14 protein-coding genes are annotated in these 16,460 nt (G+C 43.0%); 9 read left to right on the top strand and 5 right to left on the bottom strand.

Features of this window, described 5'->3' with window-relative positions; all coding sequences use genetic code 11:
- The first annotated feature begins 3 nt into the window (after nt 1-3).
- The 7 genes from grpE (at nt 4) to LEP1GSC192_RS06660 (ending at nt 6,251) form a co-directional block, all read left to right on the top strand.
- The gene (gene grpE / locus LEP1GSC192_RS06690) at nt 4-675 is read left to right on the top strand and encodes a nucleotide exchange factor GrpE (protein WP_020769206.1); all 672 of its coding nucleotides are present in this window, start codon (nt 4-6) and stop codon (nt 673-675) included.
- Nucleotides 676-774: 99 nt separating this feature from the next.
- Nucleotides 775-2,709 carry a molecular chaperone DnaK gene (gene dnaK / locus LEP1GSC192_RS06685; protein ID WP_020769113.1) on the top strand — a complete coding sequence of 645 codons (1,935 nt, stop codon included), beginning with the start codon at nt 775-777 and terminating at the stop codon, nt 2,707-2,709.
- A gap of 7 nt (nt 2,710-2,716) precedes the next feature.
- Nucleotides 2,717-3,838, top strand: coding sequence for a molecular chaperone DnaJ (gene dnaJ / locus LEP1GSC192_RS06680; RefSeq protein ID WP_020768993.1), 1,122 nt, complete (start codon nt 2,717-2,719; stop codon nt 3,836-3,838).
- Nucleotides 3,839-3,859: 21 nt separating this feature from the next.
- On the top strand, nt 3,860-4,819 hold the full coding sequence (locus LEP1GSC192_RS06675; RefSeq protein WP_036089227.1) for a Gfo/Idh/MocA family protein: 960 nt from the start codon (nt 3,860-3,862) through the stop codon (nt 4,817-4,819).
- A 9-nt stretch (nt 4,820-4,828) separates the two neighbouring features.
- Nucleotides 4,829-5,383: a YqgE/AlgH family protein gene (locus LEP1GSC192_RS06670; RefSeq protein WP_020769251.1), complete on the top strand. Its 555-nt coding sequence runs from the start codon at nt 4,829-4,831 to the stop codon at nt 5,381-5,383.
- Nucleotides 5,384-5,387: 4 nt separating this feature from the next.
- Nucleotides 5,388-5,897 carry a DUF2721 domain-containing protein gene (locus tag LEP1GSC192_RS06665; protein WP_036089225.1) on the top strand — a complete coding sequence of 170 codons (510 nt, stop codon included), beginning with the start codon at nt 5,388-5,390 and terminating at the stop codon, nt 5,895-5,897.
- A 57-nt stretch (nt 5,898-5,954) separates the two neighbouring features.
- A complete protein-coding gene (locus LEP1GSC192_RS06660) occupies nt 5,955-6,251 on the top strand; it encodes a hypothetical protein (protein ID WP_020769176.1) in 297 nt (98 codons plus the stop codon).
- 68 nt (nt 6,252-6,319) lie between these two features.
- Here LEP1GSC192_RS06660 and LEP1GSC192_RS06655 read toward each other — a convergent pair whose 3' ends face one another.
- Both LEP1GSC192_RS06655 and LEP1GSC192_RS06650 read right to left on the bottom strand, forming a co-directional pair.
- On the bottom strand, nt 6,320-8,860 hold the full coding sequence (locus LEP1GSC192_RS06655; protein WP_020769030.1) for an ABC transporter permease: 2,541 nt from the start codon (nt 8,858-8,860) through the stop codon (nt 6,320-6,322).
- Nucleotides 8,857-9,576 carry an ABC transporter ATP-binding protein gene (locus tag LEP1GSC192_RS06650; RefSeq protein ID WP_020769294.1) on the bottom strand — a complete coding sequence of 240 codons (720 nt, stop codon included), beginning with the start codon at nt 9,574-9,576 and terminating at the stop codon, nt 8,857-8,859. The genes LEP1GSC192_RS06655 and LEP1GSC192_RS06650 overlap by 4 nt, the downstream gene beginning before the upstream one ends.
- A gap of 302 nt (nt 9,577-9,878) precedes the next feature.
- Here LEP1GSC192_RS06650 and LEP1GSC192_RS06645 point away from each other — a divergent pair, with 302 nt between their 5' ends.
- Nucleotides 9,879-10,067, top strand: coding sequence for a hypothetical protein (locus LEP1GSC192_RS06645; protein ID WP_033271995.1), 189 nt, complete (start codon nt 9,879-9,881; stop codon nt 10,065-10,067).
- 283 nt (nt 10,068-10,350) lie between these two features.
- Complete coding sequence (gene leuS / locus LEP1GSC192_RS06640) at nt 10,351-12,939, top strand: leucine--tRNA ligase (protein WP_020769028.1); 2,589 nt, start codon at nt 10,351-10,353, stop codon at nt 12,937-12,939.
- A 138-nt stretch (nt 12,940-13,077) separates the two neighbouring features.
- Here the strand turns inward: leuS and LEP1GSC192_RS06635 are convergent, their stop codons facing one another.
- From LEP1GSC192_RS06635 to thrC, 3 genes are all read right to left on the bottom strand, one after another.
- Nucleotides 13,078-14,163, bottom strand: coding sequence for a hypothetical protein (locus LEP1GSC192_RS06635; protein ID WP_020769265.1), 1,086 nt, complete (start codon nt 14,161-14,163; stop codon nt 13,078-13,080).
- A 38-nt stretch (nt 14,164-14,201) separates the two neighbouring features.
- Nucleotides 14,202-14,936: a hypothetical protein gene (locus tag LEP1GSC192_RS06630; RefSeq protein ID WP_020769003.1), complete on the bottom strand. Its 735-nt coding sequence runs from the start codon at nt 14,934-14,936 to the stop codon at nt 14,202-14,204.
- Nucleotides 14,937-15,077: 141 nt separating this feature from the next.
- Nucleotides 15,078-16,460, bottom strand: a complete 1,383-nt coding sequence (gene thrC, locus LEP1GSC192_RS06625) for a threonine synthase (protein ID WP_020769040.1) — start codon at nt 16,458-16,460, stop codon at nt 15,078-15,080.

The raw sequence follows: 16,460 nt of genomic DNA, 5'->3' as shown, positions 1-16,460 counted from the left end.
GACGTGGAAACCAGAGAGGGTAATAACTTTCAAAATAGGACCGACGCCGCTCCGGATAACGCGAGACCGGAGCCCGAAAATACGCGTACCGAAAATATTATACAAGGAAACGACAAAGAGATGAGTCAGGAAGAAGCGGTCGCAACGCCTGCCGGAGAAAATCCGGAGGATTCCAAAAAACCGGAAACGGCAGAGGAAACTTTACGTAAGGAATTAGAGGCTGCGAAAAAGGAGATCGAATCCCTAAAAGATTCCTGGACCAGGGAAAGAGCCGAGTTTCAGAATTATAAGAGAAGATCTGCACAAGAATTCTCTAATATAAAGAGGGAAGCAGTCAAATCTTTGGTAACGGAGTTTTTGAATCCTATCGATAATTTGGATCGTGTAGGTTCCGGTGTAAACGTCACGGAAGAGGTGAAACCTTTCGTGGACGGGGTCGCCATGATCCTGAAGGAATTCTATTCCGTTTTGGAAAAGTCGAATGTGTTTAGGCAGTATCCTCAGGGAGAACCTTTCGATCCGACTTTGATGGAAGCATTGTCTTCGGAAGAAGGGGATCAGTATAAGGAAGAAACCGTGATAGAAGTCTATCAGGCGGGATTTTATATTAAGGAAAATGAAGATAAGTTTTCCTTAAGACCCGCTAGGGTGAGGATCGGAAAACCAAAGGTATAATACTTTGGTTGTTAGGCGAAATATCGCCTTGAATAGAGCGAAATATATCTTGAATAACCGCTGGCGGGAAATCCCGAAAAAGCGGAAGGAGAAACCAAAATGTCAAAAGAGAAGATTATCGGGATCGACTTAGGGACCACCAACTCTTGCGTTTCCGTAATGGAAGGTGGGGATCCGGTAGTAATCCAAAACTCCGAAGGAGCGAGAACCACTCCGTCGATTGTGGCTTTTACCGCTAAGGGAGAAACTTTGGTTGGGCAGTTTGCCAAAAACCAAGCAATTACTAACGCAGTAAATACCGTACGTTCAGCAAAAAGATTTATCGGGCGCCGATTTAACGAAGCGGAACAAGAAATGAAACACGTTTCTTATAAAGTGATCCGCAGCGGTAACGACGGCCTGAAATTCGAAACTGCTTCCGGAGAGTTTACTCCTCAGGAGATTTCCGCAAGAGTTCTGCAAAAGATGAAACAAACTGCGGAAGATTACCTAGGCCACAAAGTAACCAAGGCTGTGATCACAGTTCCTGCCTATTTTAATGACGAACAACGTCAGGCTACGAAAGACGCAGGTAGGATCGCAGGTTTGGACGTGGAAAGGATCATTAACGAACCGACCGCAGCCGCGCTTGCTTACGGATTCGATAAAAAGAAGACTAACGCAAAGATCGCTGTCTACGACTTAGGAGGAGGAACCTTCGATATTTCTATCCTAGAATTGGGAGACGGAGTGTTCGAAGTTAAGTCCACCAACGGTGACACTCACTTAGGTGGGGACGACTTCGATATGGTCATCATGGAATGGATGATCGAAGAATTCAAAAAACAATACGGGATAGATATCTCCCAAGATAAAAATACCGTTCAACGTTTGAAGGAAGCAGCGGAAAAGGCGAAGATAGAACTTTCGGGTACTATGTCCACCCAAGTAAATCTTCCGTTCATCACTGCAGACGCAAGCGGACCAAAACACTTGGATATGAATCTTACCAGAGCTAAGTTCGATCAGTTGACCCGCAACTTGGTGGAAAGAACTCGTATTCCATGTGAGAACGCGCTGCGCGATGCTGGCTTAAAGGCTGCCGACATCGACGAAGTGATATTAGTGGGAGGATCCACTCGTATCCCGGCGGTCCAGGAACTTGTAAAAGGAATTTTCGGAAAAGAACCGAATCGTTCCGTAAACCCTGACGAAGTGGTAGCAATCGGTGCCGCTATCCAAGGAGGAGTTTTAGCGGGAGAAGTTTCCGATGTTCTTCTTTTGGATGTTACTCCCCTTTCACTCGGTATCGAGACTTTGGGTGGTGTAATGACTAAGCTGATCGAGAGAAACACTACGATCCCGACTAAAAAATCCCAGGTGTTCTCAACTGCTGCGGACAACCAAAATGCTGTGTCTATCCATGTTCTCCAAGGAGAAAGGGATATGGCGGCAGGTAACCGTACACTCGGAAGATTCGATCTGATCGGGATTGCGCCGGCACCAAGAGGAGTTCCTCAAATCGAAGTTACATTCGATATTGATGCGAACGGTATCGTCCATGTTTCCGCAAAAGATCTGGGAACAGGTAAAGAGCAGAAGATACGTATCGAATCTTCTTCCGGATTAAGCGAAGATGAGATCTCTAAAATGGTAAAAGATGCGGAGGCACATGCCGCTGCGGACAAGGCCGCTAGAGAACTTGTGGAAGCTAAGAACGAGTTGGATACGATCACTTATTCTTTGGAAAAAGCGGTAACCGATGCCGGGGATAAACTTTCCGACAGCGAAAAACAGTTGGCGAATGACGAGATCAAACGTGCAAGAGAAGCGATCGAATCTGGAGATATCGGTCGTATCAATGCTGCGAAAGAGTCCATCACGAAAAGAGCTTCGGAAATAGGTTCCAAAATTTATTCCCAAGGAGCTCCAGGGCAAGAAGCAGGTCCAGGACCTAACGGTGCCGGAGCAAGCGAAGGTGCCGACAATTCCCAAGCTAAGGGAGAAAAGGTCGTGGACGCGGACTATACCGTAGTGGACGATGAGAAAAAGTAACTAAGACATGAGTGACAAAAGTTACTACGATATCCTCGGTGTTTCCAAATCCGCGACTGACGAAGAGATCAAGTCCGCGTATCGGAAGTTAGCTATCAAATATCACCCTGATAAAAATCAGGGTGATAAAGCTGCTGAAGAGAAATTTAAGGAAGCTACCGAGGCTTACGAAGTTTTAAGAGACGCTAATAAACGTCGCATGTACGACCAATACGGCAAAGCCGGAGTGGGTGCAGGCGCCCAAGGCGGATACGGAGGAGGAGCGTATACCGACTTCTCCGATATTTTCGGTGATTTCGGAGATATTTTCGGCGACTTCTTCGGAGGAGGAAGAGCCGGGGGCGGTGGATCCCGCAGGTCCGGTCCTCAACGCGGTTCTGATCTTCGTTACAATCTAGAAGTTTCTCTCGAAGACGCAAGCTTAGGTAGGGAATATAAGATCGAGATCCCAAGACTTGAAACCTGCGTAGATTGCGGAGGTTCCGGTGCGAACAAAGGAAGTACACCTTCTACTTGTCCGGACTGTGGAGGCTCAGGGCAGATCCGTAGATCTCAGGGATTCTTCTCCGTAGCAACTACCTGCGGTACTTGTCGGGGAAAAGGTACTATCATCTCCAATCCATGCAAGACCTGTCATGGACAAGGTCTGGTAGAAAAAAGACGTACCATCAATATTAAGATCCCACCCGGTATCGAATCCGGTAGCAGACTAAAAGTTTCCGGAGAAGGGGAAGCAGGACCTAACGGTGGTCCTCATGGCGATCTATATGTGGTAACACATATTAAAAAACATGAATTATTCGAACGCCAAGCGAACGACTTGATCTTAAACAAAAAGATCAGCCTAACACAAGCGATCTTAGGCGGGGACATAGAAGTCCCAACCATAGACGGCAAAAAGGTAAAGATGAAAATTCCGGAAGGAACCGAGTCAGGCCAAGTGTTTCGCTTGAAAGGTCATGGTATTCCGTATTTAGGCGGATATGGAAAAGGGGACCAGCATGTGATCGTTCGCATTGAGATCCCTAAAAAACTGACTAGAAGACAAAGAGAATTGATCGAAGAATTTGCTCGAGAGTCCGGAGAATCCGTTTCCGGTTCTAAGGGTAAAATTTTTACGAATAAGTAATATCCATAAAAAGGAAGTTTCATGACTAATAGAGTCAAGATCGGAGTAATCGGAACTGGCCATATGGGCCAATACCACGTAAACGTGGCAAAAACATTAAGCGATGCGGAGCTGATAGGCATTTACGACTCCGATTCCGAAAGAGCGTCTCAGATGGCGGAAAAACACAAAACCTCCGCCTTCTCCACCGTAGACGATCTGATCAAACATACTGATTCAGTTATCATTGCGGTACCAACTTTCCTACATCATGAAATCGCTAAAAAGGCGCTTGTTGCTGGTAAACATGTTTTGGTAGAGAAGCCGATCGCGGAAACTTTAGAACAAGCAAAAGAACTCGTGGAACTTGCTTCTAAAAACAATCTGGTCTTACAGGTAGGTCACGTTGAACGTTTTAACGGAGCCGTTTTGGAACTCGGAAAGATCGTAACCGAACCTCTCTTAATCGAATCCAGAAGATTAGCCCCTTTTAATCCTAGAATTAAGGATGTGGGTGTAGTTCTGGATATGATGATCCATGATATAGATATCGTTTTGAATCTAGTAAAATCTCCCGTCAAATATCTAAGTGCAGTGGGGACCAAAGTGGTTTCCGGTCACGAAGATATTGCTGCCGTTATTCTTCATTTTGAGAATGGCGCGATAGCAAATATTTCCGCGAGCAGAAATACACAATCAAAAATTCGGACCCTGAATATCACACAAAAAGACGTGTACATAACATTGGATTTTAGCGATCAAGAGATCGAGCTTCATCGGCAAGCAACTTCGGACATTCTACTCAGGACCGGAGAGATCAAGTATCGCCAAGAATCCATCGTGGAAAAGATCTTTGTTCACAAAGACAACCCTTTAAAACAGGAACATGAACATTTTGTAAAATGTATCCTGAAAGAAACGGAACCTTTAGTAGATGGAAGATCCGATATCCAAACCTTGGAGATCGCCTACAAAATTTTGAGTGAGATACATAAAAACTGATCGGGTTGTATGGAAAACGGATTTGGCGGAAAAGTATTAATTTCTAATTCATCCATCGTAACGGATTATTTCAATCGTACCGTGATCCTCATGGTCGAACATGATCATGCAGGTGCGTTCGGTCTTGTTTTGAATAAAAAGATGGATGTTGCCCTAAGCGATGTGATCCAAGGAATCCCGGAGGGCATAGACGGTTCTTATCCGATCTATTCCGGCGGCCCTGTGGATCCTACATTTGTCTCTATCCTTCACGATAATCCTAAGTTGAAACAACCGGGGATCGAAGTTATTCCAGGTGTGTTTTTAGCCAGAAGTTTCGAAGCTTTGGTGGAACTATTAGAACATCCTGATAAAACGAAGTTTAACGTATACCAAGGATATTCCGGCTGGGGAGCTTCTCAACTAGAAGGGGAAATGGAGCGTAAATCTTGGGTTGTTCACGATCCGAATGCAGAGTGGATCTTTACGGAAGATCCGGAAGCAACTTGGCAAGAAGCCTTAAAGAGTAAAGGCGGATTGTATAAGTATTTTGTGGAACATACAAAAGATCCGATGCTGAACTAGGATTATGCTCTCTGCTTTGACCGGAACGGAAATTTTAGCAGGTATGATCGCTCCGGCCGTTTTGATTTCGGCAACCGCGAGTTTGATCTTTTCTACCGCAAATCGATTGGGTAGAATATTCGATCGCGTGAATTTACTGAAAAACGAGATAGAAGGAGTCGTGGAAGGAAAACTTTCTTTTCCGGAAGAGAGACTTGCCTATCTCAGAAGACAATTAAAAGTTCAAAAGAAAAGAGCGAATTTGATCCAAAGGTCTATGGCAGCTCTTTATACAGCGACTTTGTTTTTTGTATCTTCCAGTCTGAGTTTGGGGATTATAGTTGCCATATCTAGTTCCGCATCTTGGGTAGCCACAGGACTAGCTTTGATAGGCGGGATTTTCTTGTTTATTGCGAGCAGTCTTTTACTGTACGAAAGCCGTTATAATTTGAATTTTATCCAAGGTCAGATAGAATTTGCGGAGTTTCTAGAAGATAAAGTGGAGAAGAAGTCGGACACCTCCATAAGTAAATAAAAGCCAGGTTCCCAATGCGATATCTTACAATCGGGATCTAAGGTTAAGGGGTTTTATTTGAAAAAGATATTATATTCACTTTCTATCATATTCTTTTTAGGTTACGTTGGGTTTATAAAAGAATTGTCCGCTGACGGTTGTTATCTTTGTTCCGTAAATAGTTCTGACGCTTGCAGGGATTATTGTAGATTTTCCGGATCTGATTCTTTCGATACAAGGAAACGTTGCGAGAACAAAGGATGTAAGATCACCGGAACCGCGGCCTGTCCGACCGCTTCGAATTATAAGGTTTGTTCCGCGAAATTCGATCCGAAACCGGAAGATCTTCTTGCCCGCATGACTCGCACAAAATAACATTTCATCATCCAGATTTATTCGGGCGTCCGCTCTTTTTAAACTCTGCCAGCATCGGTTCGGCTAACTTACACTTCCTTCAGATATAGAGTCGGACTTCTTTTCCATTCGTTCCGTAAGGTTCCGAAATACATTCCTACAACCGCCAAGTTCAGAGAAACATAAAAGATCGCTATCTCCAACCAAGGAACACTTGCTTGTATCTCGAAAATCATTTCCGACATGTAGGAAGAAACTCCCCAAACTAAAACGAACGCCAATACGAAAGAAAGATTCGCGAGAAGTAATGATTCCGCTAGAAAGTATTTTCGTAAAAAGGTTTTAGTCCCGCCGATGATCCTGAGAAGGGAAGTTTCTTCCAATCTTTCCTTTCTACTCAGTTCCAAAGAAGAAAGTATCAACAGTAGAGAAGACAAAACGATAAGCCCGGTCATCCAACGGATGGCAAAGGACATCTTTTCTAAAATCCCTAAGAAGGATTGGACCGCCTTTTCCGTGTCTACAATGGTGAGATTCGGAAATTCATTTGATAATTCTTTTTGGAGAGAATATCTAGAGTCCGAAGATTCTAGCAAAAACGAACTTAAATAGAATTTAGGAGCTTTTTCCAAGATCCCTTTTGAAAATAGGATTACGAAGTTCGGCCTCATGTCCGACCAGTTGACTGTCCTGAAATTCCGGATGGTTCCGGTGACTTCTACCCCGCCAATCGAAAAAGAAAGTTTATCTCCTAAGTCCACTTTTAAGTTTTTGGAAAATTCTTTTTCGACGGAGATTTGGTCTTCTTCTCCTTTTCTCCAAAAATCACCGTCAGTGACCTTTTCAGTCGGATATAAATTTTCTCTATAAGATAAGAAATATTCTCTGGTCCTTGCCGTGGATCTCCAATCTCTTCTGAGAGCGGAAAGTTCCATATCTTCCTTTTTAACGAGTTCACCGTTCACTCGTGTGAGTCTTGCTCCGATCACCGGTGAAGTTAAAAGTTTTTCCACATTATACTTTTCCGCCGTTTGTTGGAAACTTTCCAGTTGTTCCGGTCGTATATCCAACACGAACATATTCGGTCTTCTTTCCTTGTCCTTTGCTCCGCTGTATTCCAATAAACTATCGCTTAAAAAAATACTGAGCAATAGAACGAAAACGGAAGAACCAAGTCCGACTGAAACCCAAGAGAGTCCCGTTCTAGGTCTATCTAGTTTTCGTAATGCCATTCTTACACTTGCGGAAAATTCGGATCTTTGTAGTAAAAACCGGATCACAAAACGAATTCCTAAAATTCCGAGATAAACAACCACGGGTAAGAAAAGAAGAGTTGCACATAAGATCAATCCTTTGATCCAGTCTCCCGTTTCCCACCAAGCGAGTATGAAAAATAATCCGAATACTCCAAAAAAAGAAACGGACTGTTTTAATTTTAGTTTGGGTACGGAAGAAAGTTCATTTGCAAAATCCGATTTAAGTGCGTACATCGGACTTAAATTTCGAGTAGCAGAGAGACTTTCCCAAGCGGAAACTAACGGAACTACCCAAGCTAAAACGAATGCCCAGAAAAACGCTTTTAGATCCGGAACGAGCTTAGGTTCGAAAAGAAATTCCTTATCCGCCATATTCGGGATCTGAGTTTGTAAAAAGCTTCCGAATAAAAATCCGAATACGGCTCCTATCGTGGATAGTATTAAAAGTTCCGAAAGTACAAGACCTAAAACCAAATTCGGTCCGGCCCCTAAACATTTATAGATCGCGAATGTGTTCGATTTAGCTCTTACGACAGCCCTGCTTGTAAGAAGGATGGAGATCCCTCCCAGGAAGAATGCGCATAATGCCAATAAAGAAAAGAAATCCAATGTGTTTGTAAGGAATTTTTGAGATCCTGAATTTGCTTCCGTACTTTCGTATAAGATCAGATCATTCTTGGCGAATTCGGAAAATTTACTTTTTTTGAATACGTTTGCGTTTGTTCCGATAGGAAGAAGGATCGGGACCTGGTAACTTATACGCGAACCTCTCTGTTCCAGACCTGTTTCGGCCAAAGATTCTTTTCGAATGATGGAGCTTGGAGCCATGGAGAGGAAGTTTCCTGCCATTCCCGGTTCTTTTAAGATACTTCCTCTTAGGACAAAATTACTTTCTCCTAATTGAACCTTGGAATCTACTTTAAGTTTTAAGTTTTTGATCAGCCCGCTTTCTAAGAGTATTTCTCCCGGTTTTAGTTTGCGAAAAAGGCCTTTTGGTTCCGTTTCTATTTCTCCAAAATACGGATATTCTCCTTGGATTGCCTTGATCAAGGAAAGACTGGAATCCTGGGAATCAGGGTTTCGGATCATGGAAGGGAACTGCACTAATTGCGATAATTTGCTTCCTTTTGGCAATTCCTTCAAAAGAAACGCTGTTTGTTCGGAATTTAATGGAGTAGGGCTCGTAACAACAAGATCCGAACCCATAATGTTTTTAGCCTCTTTTATGATAGATGCCGTAAATTGGTCCCTATATGAGTGAACTGCAAGAACAGCGCCTGTTCCGATCGTGATTGCCAGAATGATCTGCAAGGAAGAAGTCTTTTTGGAAAAAATCTCCCGGAACATTACCCTTAAAAAGAATCTGATATTCATTTTTTCTTCCTAGATACTTTCTTTTTAACGCCCACTTTGGATTTTGTTCCGTTTAAGATCACTCCATCTCTCATTTCTAAGATCCTATCCGCCATTGACGCTACTTTCGGATCATGAGTAACAACCAATAAAGTGGATTTTCGATCTCTATTGAGTTGTTTAAGAAGAGACATGATATTCTCTCCATTCTTCTTATCTAAGTTCGCGGTAGGTTCGTCGGCAAAAAGAAGTTTAGGTTCGTGTATAAAGGAACGTGCTATCGCTACTCTTTGTTCTTCTCCGCCAGAGAGTTGGCTCGGAAAGTTGTATGCTCTGTGTGCGATGCCAACCTTCTCCAACCAATACATCGCTTTTTCATGTATCACTTTTTCCGGAAGGTTTGTCGTCAAAGCAAGAGGAAGGGAAACGTTTTCCAAAGCGTTTAACGTCTTAATCAGTTGAAAATTTTGGAATACAAAGCCGATTTGTTCTCCTCTGATCTTTGCCAATTCATCTTCAGTCTTTTCAAATAGAGATATTCCATCTAAAAGCACCGTTCCTGAATCAGCTTTGTCTAATCCTGCCGAAACTGCGAGTAATGTAGATTTGCCTGAACCGGAAGGGCCGATAACAGCAACGAACTCACCGGACTTTACCTGGAATGAAACATCTTTTAGTACGTTAAATGTTTGGTCTGCAACAGTGTAAGACTTGTTTAAGCCTGATATAGATAACAAATGATCACCTTCTTTTTGATTTGACTGACGTAAACTCGGCACTTGATAGGAAATTTATTTTTACCTGAAAAAACCGCACTTGAAAATCTATTCCAAATAAAACCGCGCTTAGAAATTTTTTTTAAAAAAATTGCGGTCATTTTCACAAACTTCCAACCTAATTTTTTTTGACTCTAGAGTGAGCCGATTTTATAAAGTAACTCTCGACGTACGGAGAGAAGTTCCGAAAACACTTATCAATCTTCGGACTTATTTACACTCCGTAAATAAAAAGACATTCAATGGAATTTTCTGGGAGCAAAATGCAATTATTAGCAGTGACGGATTTGAACGAAGAAGAAGCGGAACTTACCCAAGCGCAAAGTAAGCAATATACATGTAAAGGATGCGGTAAAGAAACACCGAATCTCTTTCAGTACGACCTATGTCGAGATTGTTTGAACCAAACATTTCGACGATTGATCAAGGTTATTGACTCAGTACGTAAATAAGTCAGATTCTTATCCAAATTTTTTGTCCGTTTTCTAAGCAAGAGCTTAGAATTTCACTCCCAGAGAAAGCCGGTTTCCCTCCGGCTTTCTTCATTTCGGACCCGAAATCAACTCTTTGGTTCCCGATTATTTAAAAACACTTCTTATAGTAACAAATCTGAATCCCTTTTTTCTTCCTAAAAGGAAAGAAACCTTTCTCATTCAAGATTTTTCACCCCTATAATCAACTTCCAGTATCACAAAAAAGAATTGGATTCTAGGCCGGAGGAAAAAACTTCACGGTATGGACTATCCGTTTCGGAAAATTGAATCAAAATGGCAAGACTACTGGGAAAAGAATTCTTCCTTTCGAACGGATCTGCATTCTTCTAAACCGAAGTTCTACTGTTTAGATATGTTCCCTTATCCCTCAGGCGCGGGATTGCACGTCGGTCACCCGGAAGGTTATACGGCTACAGACATTATTTCTCGTTACAAGAGAATGAAAGGTTTTGAGGTTTTGCATCCTATGGGTTGGGATGCGTTCGGTCTTCCTGCAGAAAGATACGCAATGCAGACAGGGATTCATCCTGCTATCACTACAAAGCAGAATGTGGACAATTTCCGAAGACAGATCAAATTGATCGGTCTTTCCTATGATTGGGACCGGGAAATCTCCACCACAGACCCAAAATACTACAAATTTACCCAATGGATCTTCTTGAAATTATACGATTCCTGGTATGATTTTAAGGCTTCTAAGGCAAAACCAATCCTCGAATTGGTCCAAATCTTCCAATCTAAGGGCTCCGAAGGATTTGAGGATCTCGAGACCTTCTCCGCAAAGGATTGGAAAGAATTTTCTAATGCTAAGAAAGAAGCCATTCTCTCCGGATTCCGTCTCGTATATCAGGCGGAAATCCCGGTAAACTGGTGCCCGGGTCTTGGAACAGTTCTTGCGAATGAAGAAGTAGAAGAATGGGTTGGAAAAGGGTACGAAGTAGTTCGTAAACCTATGCGACAGTACATGATGCGGATCACTGCATACGCAGAAAGGTTGCTAGAGGATCTGTCTTTAGTCACTTGGCCAAGTTCTACTTTGGAAATGCAGAAGAATTGGATCGGAAAGAGCGAAGGTTTGGAGCTGATATTTCCTTTTGATCCTTCTTCTCCTCAAAATGGGATCAAAGTATACACCACTCGTCCCGATACCATATTTGGGGTAAGTTATATGGTGCTTGCTCCGGAACATCCTTTAGTGGATTCCATAACTTCCAAAGAACAATGGGAGAAGGTGCAAGAATACAAAAAGTCTTCCGCTTTAAAAAGTGATTTGGATAGAACGGAACTTTCCAAAGAAAAGTCAGGTGTATTCACAGGCGCTTATGTTGTCCATCCTGCGGACCCTTCTAAAAAGATCCCGGTGTGGATCGGAGATTACGTTCTCTATGGTTACGGAACAGGGGCTATTATGGCGGTGCCTGCTCATGACCAACGAGACTATGAATTTGCAAAAGCTTTCGGGTTGGATATCCTACCTGTGATCGAAGGAGATCTTTCCCAAGGAGCTTTCGATTCTAAAGAATCCGTCTGTATCAATTCATCTTCATCGGAAGTTTCTATTAATGGTCTCAAATATAAGGAAGCATTTTCTAAAATTGCGGATTGGGCTGAGAAAAAAGGGATCGGAAAGAGGAAAACCCAATTCAAACTCAGAGATTGGTTGTTTGCTCGCCAAAGATATTGGGGAGAACCTATACCTTTGGTACATTTTCCTTCCGGAGTTACAAAGGCCATTCCTGAGTCCGAACTTCCATTAGAACTTCCTAATTTATCGGAATTTAAACCTTCCGGAACGGGAGAATCTCCGCTTGCTTTAGCGGGAGATTGGTTGAAATACAAAGATCCTGAAACTGGTGAGATCGGTACCAGAGAAACGAATACTATGCCTCAATGGGCGGGTTCTTGTTGGTATTATCTGCGTTATATAGATCCGGAAAATCCGGACAAGTTCGTGGATGTAGATTTGGAAAAAACTTGGATGCCGGTGGACCTGTATGTGGGTGGTGCGGAACATGCGGTTCTTCACTTACTCTATTCTCGCTTTTGGCATAAGGTATTATTCGATCTAGGATACGTAACGACCCCTGAACCTTTCAAAAAACTGGTCCACCAAGGTCTGATCTTGGGCGAAGATAAAAGAAAAATGTCCAAGTCATTAGGGAATGTGATCAATCCCGACGAAGTGGTTACGAATTTCGGAGCGGATAGTTTACGTCTTTTCGAAATGTTCATGGGACCTTTCGAAATGGTAAAACCTTGGAGCACTAGAGGTGTAGAGGGTGTTTTCCGTTTCTTGAACCGTGTATGGAGATTATATCATTCAGGTGCGGAAGAATCTTTCCGTTTGGAAGATATCGAACCGAACGAAGACGAATTAAAGATCCTTCATAGAACCATTAAAAAAGTGGATGATGATATTAATAATTTCTCATTCAACACTGCTATCTCTCAGTTGATGATCTTTGTGAACGAGTTAACTCCAAGCCAACGCAGACCTCGTAAGATCCTGGAACCATTCCTACTTTTGATCGCTCCGTTCGCTCCTCACTTGGCGGAAGAACTTTGGTCTTTAGCAGGAAAATCCGATTCTTTGACCTACCAAACTTTTCCGGGTTATGAGGAGAAATATCTGACCGACGACGAGATCATGATCGTGGTCCAGGTAAACGGAAAGTTAAGAGCCGAATTCAAAGCAGCAAAAGAGATCGCGGGGGAAGAAGCGATTAAAATCGCAAAATCCTTAGATAAGGTACAGGTCTTTTTAGACGGAAAACAGATCCGAAAAGAGATCTATGTTCCCGGCAAACTGGTGAACCTAGTGGTCGGATAGAAGATCCGAGATTACACCGATCAAAATTTTCAGAATATGCGATGTAGGAATTCCTGCATCGCGGATTTGCAGATAAACGATAAAGTTTTATAAGCTCCTACATCCCGGTGACGAATACGCGAGTGCAGGGTAGACATACTATTTCAAAAGAATAAAAGCTAATAGCCCCACCAACAACACGACACCAACCAGGATAGCGTAGTTAAGAGTATTACTTCCTTCGGATTGTTTTGCACCCATACCTGCTGGACGAGGAGCGTTAGCAGCGGTTTTAGGCCTGGCTAAACGGACCGGTCTTTCTTCGAATGCTTGTAAAAGAACTCCTGCCGGACCTTTTGCAAAAATATGATATTCGTTTTTACCGGAAGCGATCGCTACGAAAGAACCGACCACCGGTTTTACGTTCCCGTCCTTATCCATAGCGCCTAAAGTTTTGGCCAATGCTTTTTCTTCAGGAGAAACGGAAGGAAGTTGTAAAAGGATCTTGTCGCCTTCATTCAGGTCATCAAAATCGACCCCGTTTACAGGAGAAAGGATCGTCTTTGCTTGCACCACTCTTCCGAAACCTTTTCGAATGGTTTCAATCTGGCGCATGACTGCCGCTTTTTCCGGATCTAAATTTTCTACAGGAACTGCTCCGTCTGCGGGTTCTTCAGGAGGTTTAGGAATGGATTGGATGATACCTGTAAAAAAACTTTTACCCCTACATTTCAAGCTGGATACGTATTCTACGTCTGCTTGAACGCGGATCATATTGATCTTCATAGCACTTTTGATCTGGTTCTCCAACATGTTTACCAGAGCAGCGGTATCGTTTCGATCCCACATAGGATAATATTGTTCTAATATTTGTTTTGTTAATTTAGTGTGAAGAATTCTTCCGACCTGGTCCGACAAACCCGGATCCGGAGCTTCCTGTCTAGCTGCTTCTGCGATATCATGCGAGATTTGACCGAAATCTTCGAAGGTCCTGATTTTTCGGATCATGGAAGAGTTGGAAAACAAGGAATACAATTCCAAAAATTCGTTTTTATATCTGGATAAAAGCCCTAGGACCACACCCGCTTTGTTCTCAACATCGATCCTTAATTTTAAAAGATAGGCGTCTTTAATTTTTCCTTGGATAAGTTCGATTGCTTGTTCTTCGGTATGAACGGATTCCAAAGCAAGGTTCATCTGGTTTGCCTGTTCTTGGAGTTTACTTGTCTGAGGATTCTGTTCCATATTGCAAAAGACCTAACCGTCGTAAGGAGAACTTTAGGTCATGTTAAGCCGCTAGCCTTTTCTTGTAACCATTTTTGGTATCTTTGTCTTCTAGGCACATAATTCTGATCCAAAGGGATTTCAACTCTCGCGACGGTTTTATTCTCCGCTTGGCGGCTATAGATCGTAAACAAATGGCGGTCATAGCCGCTTTGGGCTACCAGAATTTCCACCATAGTGATACCCATACCTGCACCTTCCGTGGTATCACCGTATTTCATATAGTATTCGAATAGATTGTCAAATTCTTTAGAATGTACGAACTTTTCCCGGATCCGTTTCTCTTCTCGGACTGCGAGTGTGAAATTATTTTGTACGAATAGAATGATCCGGTCCGAACTGAAACTGAGGGTGACTTTTACAAATAGACCATGCTCTTTCATTTTCCTACGATAGTAGGGAAACTTTCTACTGACTAGATTTTCCTTAAAGGATTCCATACCCAAATCGTACTGGGATGGATCAGCGATATTCAGTCCTAGTTCTTTGAATAGAACCCGTTTAATAGCCGCTTTGGTCGCATTTACGATCAGCTCTTTTGCGGAGGTAAATATGAGTTCCGTCAGATCCACTCTTTGGTATTTGGAAAGGACGGTTTGTATGATATGTTTGAGCTTATTTTCGCCCCGGGTACTCAGGACGTAGGTAATGATAGAAATTGGCTCTTCTTTTTTTACGGCCGTCTCGACCTCGAAGAGGAATTCTTGGGGGAGTTCCTCGATTCCCTCGTACATTTGGATTCTCGATTATATGGACCCCGGCGCGCTTACGAGAAAAAAACGAAAAACACCCGGGAAAAAAGAAGGGTTATTTCGAGTCGAATTTGCAAAAAATCAGGGGTTCACTTGTAGAAAATTCAACTTTTTTGAACTCGATTAAACTTCTTTAACATCAGATAAATTCCAGCTTTTTTCGGGATTAAGAAATTGCCCGATTTCGTCCATGACGGCCCCTACTTCCGGTTTGCAGGATCGAATAACGTTAACCAATTTCGGGTCGGTTCCCTGGATCTTTCCCTCATGGAATTTGAGTTTGAATTCGGTAAATTTTAGTCCATGAGCAGTGGAGATCACGACCACCTGATCACCTTTGGCAATCGTTCCTTTAGCCATTAGTTTGTAAAGAGCAGCAAGCGCCACTCCGGTATGAGGGTCATTGTACAATCCAAATAGGTCGGTTTTGGCAGAAGCTTCCGAAAGTTCCGCTTCGCTTGCTTGCTCCACGATCCCATTGAATTTTTTTAATGTACGAATTGCTTTTTGGACTGATACAGGATTTCCGATCTGGATTGCAGAAGCAAGAGTCGGCTTCGCGTCAACAGGATTGAATTCCTCGAAATTTTTCAGATAAGAAAGATAGAGCGGATTTGCATTCTCCGCTTGAGCTAAAACGATCCTTGGAAGTTTGTCGATCAGTCCCAACTCTTTTGCCATCTCGAAGCCTGCTCCGAGTGCGGAAACATTCCCCAAATTTCCTCCGGGAATGATCACCCAATCGGGAACTTTCCATTCCAATTGTTGAACGATCTCCGGTGCGATCGTTTTTTGTCCTTCGATACGGAGGCTGTTCATGGAGTTTGCAAGATAGATGCCGGCTTCTTTGGTAACTTCTTTCACGATCTTCATACAACCGTCAAAATCGGTTTCGAGAGCGATTACCTTTGCACCGTTCGAAACCGGTTGGATTAATTGTGCTTGGGAAACTTTCCCTGCTGGAAGAAAAATGATCGCAGGGATCCCTGCCTTCGCAGCGTAAGAAGCAAGTGCGGCGGAAGTATCTCCGGAACTTGCACAAGCAACCGCTCTGATCTTTGCTCCCTGATTCAACATATGTTTTACTTGGGAGAGAAGAACGGTCATGCCCAGGTCCTTAAATGAACCTGTGTGGGAGATCCCACATTGTTTGATCCAAAGTCCCCCTAGGCCGAAATGTTTTGTGAGTCTTTCGGAATTGAATAGATGAGAAAGACCTTCGCCTGAGCTTACGATCTCCGAGTCCCCTACATGAGGAAGAACCCATTCTCTTTTGTTCCAGATACCCGAGCTGTTCGGGAATTTTACCGAACCCAATCTGGAATCGAATAGGTCCTTCCATTCCTTTCCCGATTTTTCTTTGAGAGCTCCCATATCATGGGAAACCTGGAGAAGGCTTCCACATTTACGACATTCGTATACGATATCATTCAGATCGTACGTTGCTCCGCAAGAATCGTTGATACAGCGAAATTCCGCTTTCAACTTGGTGAAGGTAAGGCTCAT

The sequence above is a fragment of the Leptospira sp. B5-022 genome, assembly GCF_000347035.1.
GTDB classification, from domain to species: domain Bacteria; phylum Spirochaetota; class Leptospiria; order Leptospirales; family Leptospiraceae; genus Leptospira_B; species Leptospira_B cinconiae.
The sequence above is the reverse complement of the archived record's forward strand: the minus strand, read 5'-3'. Positions and strand labels throughout refer to the sequence as shown.

Coding starts and splice junctions, on each gene's coding strand:
- dnaK (WP_020769113.1), top strand. CDS start 775: ATGTCAAAAGAGAAGATTATCGGGATCGACTTAGGGACCACCAACTCT.
- dnaJ (WP_020768993.1), top strand. CDS start 2,717: ATGAGTGACAAAAGTTACTACGATATCCTCGGTGTTTCCAAATCCGCG.
- LEP1GSC192_RS06675 (WP_036089227.1), top strand. CDS start 3,860: ATGACTAATAGAGTCAAGATCGGAGTAATCGGAACTGGCCATATGGGC.
- LEP1GSC192_RS06670 (WP_020769251.1), top strand. CDS start 4,829: ATGGAAAACGGATTTGGCGGAAAAGTATTAATTTCTAATTCATCCATC.
- LEP1GSC192_RS06665 (WP_036089225.1), top strand. CDS start 5,388: ATGCTCTCTGCTTTGACCGGAACGGAAATTTTAGCAGGTATGATCGCT.
- LEP1GSC192_RS06655 (WP_020769030.1), bottom strand. CDS start 8,860: ATGAATATCAGATTCTTTTTAAGGGTAATGTTCCGGGAGATTTTTTCC.
- LEP1GSC192_RS06645 (WP_033271995.1), top strand. CDS start 9,879: ATGCAATTATTAGCAGTGACGGATTTGAACGAAGAAGAAGCGGAACTT.
- leuS (WP_020769028.1), top strand. CDS start 10,351: ATGGACTATCCGTTTCGGAAAATTGAATCAAAATGGCAAGACTACTGG.
- LEP1GSC192_RS06635 (WP_020769265.1), bottom strand. CDS start 14,163: ATGGAACAGAATCCTCAGACAAGTAAACTCCAAGAACAGGCAAACCAG.
- LEP1GSC192_RS06630 (WP_020769003.1), bottom strand. CDS start 14,936: ATGTACGAGGGAATCGAGGAACTCCCCCAAGAATTCCTCTTCGAGGTC.
- thrC (WP_020769040.1), bottom strand. CDS start 16,460: ATGAGCCTTACCTTCACCAAGTTGAAAGCGGAATTTCGCTGTATCAAC.